This is a genomic window from Vulcanisaeta sp. EB80 (assembly GCF_002078205.2).
In genome coordinates, this window is the sequence record NZ_LCWN02000126.1 from 1 (window position 1) to 2,662 (window position 2,662).

The 2,662-nt window shown below is 45.7% G+C and carries 1 protein-coding gene and 2 pseudogenes; 2 read left to right on the forward strand and 1 reads right to left on the reverse strand.

Annotated elements, in window-relative coordinates; genetic code table 11:
- Window positions 1–473 (forward strand): annotated as a pseudogene (locus B7L70_RS12340) (leucine--tRNA ligase); the annotation flags it as partial.
- A 320-nt stretch (window positions 474–793) separates the two neighbouring features.
- On the opposite strand, the gene B7L70_RS12345 reads toward B7L70_RS12340, so the two are convergent.
- Entirely contained in the window at window positions 794–2,122 is a 1,329-nt protein-coding gene (locus B7L70_RS12345; RefSeq protein WP_081228436.1) for a glutamine synthetase family protein, read from the reverse strand.
- A gap of 182 nt (window positions 2,123–2,304) precedes the next feature.
- On the opposite strand from B7L70_RS12345, the pseudogene B7L70_RS12350 reads away from it, so the two are divergent.
- Window positions 2,305–2,662: pseudogene (locus B7L70_RS12350) on the forward strand (hypothetical protein); the annotation flags it as partial.

The window sequence follows — 2,662 nt, forward strand, 5'->3', positions numbered from 1 at the left end:
CGTACGATGAGGGCTTGATAAGTGATGACTTGGATGTTGCTATAAATATTGTCGAGAGGACGATCGAGGATGTACAGGAGATACTTAGGGTTACCAAGATCTCGCCCAAGGCTGTGCACATCTACGTGGGGCCGCCAAATGAGTACTACGATATCATCAATGAGGCATCGAAACTGGTGGATGAGGGTAAGACCATGGGTGAGGTGATAAGGGCTCTCGTGAATAAGCCTGAGTACAGACGTATTGCTGATAAGGTGGCGAACCTGGTCTCTCGCTACATCGATGGTACGATACCCAGGAAAATAGTGAGTAGGGATACCGAACTCACGGCCTTTAGGGAATTAGCCAAGTACATCGGACATAAGGTTGGTGCTATAGTCGTAATTCAGGACGCTCTTAACCCAACCTATGACCCAGGCAATAGGGCTAGAAATGCCCTGCCAGGTAGGCCAGCCATATATGTTGAGAGCTAAATTCATTAACCTCGATATTATTGCTAAATAATATAACTAATGATTTACTAATCAACTAACCTAGGAAGCCGTCTCTCCAGAGACGGTGGGTTGTATTTATTTACCTTCAGTGGTTTCACGACCAGCCGTCTCCTTCTCGACGGTCTCACTGAACCCCTTACCGTAGTGGCTCACCGCTAGTCACCTAGGGTTCATTGCCCTACGGGTTTCTACGAGTCGTGTAGGACGTTGGGTGTTGATTTGTCTGACCGGCTCATGTTCCAACAGAGCTGTTTGGAGTACCCGCGGAAAACATCACCTTGAGGTAGGGGTATTTTTGATCATGCGGTCACTAGATACTTGTCGTATTCCCATTTTGTTATTACATTCCAGGTTTTCTCCCAAGGACCTACCTTGGTTAAGTACTCCTCCCACTCATTCATTTTATACTTAACATAGGATTTAACCATGTCGCTTGGTAGTTCGGTGGCTATGAAGCTCTTCTCTAGCTCCTTTACCGCGCTTTCTATTGTTGATGGTGTTTCGGGCGCATTCGGTAACTCATACGCTACTTCTTCCGTTGGCTCTGGTGGCTCCCTCTTCTCCTCTAAACCCCTGAGCATTGTTAGTGCTACCCCTGCGAAGGCTAGGTATGGGTTCATTGATGGGTCTGGGAGCCTGAACTCTATCCTATTAATCCTCATTTTATACTGTGGTATCCTAACCATGGCACTTCTGTTTGCATAGCCCCACACGATCCTCGTTGGTGCCTCGTGATGAGGAAACAACCTCTTGTAGGAGTTGACCAACGGGGCGACTAACGCACTTAATGCCCTTGCATTACTTAATATGGAGCTTATTGCGTAACCGCACTCCTCGGTTATCTTGCCCGTATTACTGAGGAATAGGTTCTTACCATCCTTCCAAACACTTACGTGGGTATGAGCCCCACTACCATTAACCCCCCAGAATGGTTTGGGCATGAATGTTGCCCTTAAACCGTATTCCTGGGCTATGTCCTTAGCCATTATCTTGAAGTATATTAACTGATCAGCCAACCTAAGTGGATCAGTTGCGCCGATGTTTATCTCGTACTGACTTGGTGCAACCTCGTGATGGGTCTTCGTGTAGTTTATGCCTGCCTCAGCTATTGCCGTTATTAACTCCTTCATAAACTGAGACTGCACAGTCACGTTCCAACCATCGAAGTAAATACCTGGATCGGCGAGTACAGGCTTACCACCATCTTCCTTAACAACGAAGAACTCCACCTCAACACCCATCAGGAACTCATAACCCTTTGACTTAGCTGATCCAAGTACATCATTGAGAAGTCTCCTGGGATCGAGCGGTGATGGTTTATCGGCTATGTCTGAGACCATTGTGAAGACATCAGCCACCTTACCATCCTGCCAATACTCTATATACACAGCCCTCGGATCTACATAGGCCACAAAGTCGCTCCTATTAACCGTGGAGTATGATGGTATTGACGATGCATCAAAGGGCATACCATCTACGAACAAGTCCTTCGCCATGTCTATGGGCACTATCTCTGACCTTGGTGAGCCATTTATATCTACTATTATGAACTTCACATACTTTATACCAGACGCCTTAAGTATCCTCCATAGGTCTGCAGGTTCGATTTCCAAGCCCTTAGTGGGCACGAATAATGTACAAAAACACCTTTTTAAGTTTTATTCTTATTATACTTAGTGCGATCAAGGACCTATATATCCAATTATTCATAGTATATAGACATCCCAACCCGGACCTTTCACGGCAGAACGTCACCTAGAGCCACAAAGGACATAGTTTTATTAATGGGTAATCTTTGGAGGATTACAGTATGATGCAGATAAAGTTAGGCTTTGAGGAGTGGCGTAGGTTGAGTAAGGAGATTGAGAGAATAGCCCAAAACGAACAGCTTGAACTCATAATTAGCATGACCTTCGGCTTTAGTGGCATAGAGAATAATGAAGGCGAGGAGGATGAGGAAGAGGAGCATGCCCATCACCACTACCACATCGCAGAACTACCTAAGGAGGTTATTGAAGAATTGGGCGAATTCATGGACGCACTCAAAGCTAAATATAATGCTAAGGTTGATCACCATGTGCACGGAGATCACGCAGGCGTTGTGGCATCAATAACAGTTACAGGCAAGGATGCAATCAACGTATTCAGGAACATAATCGACGATGCAA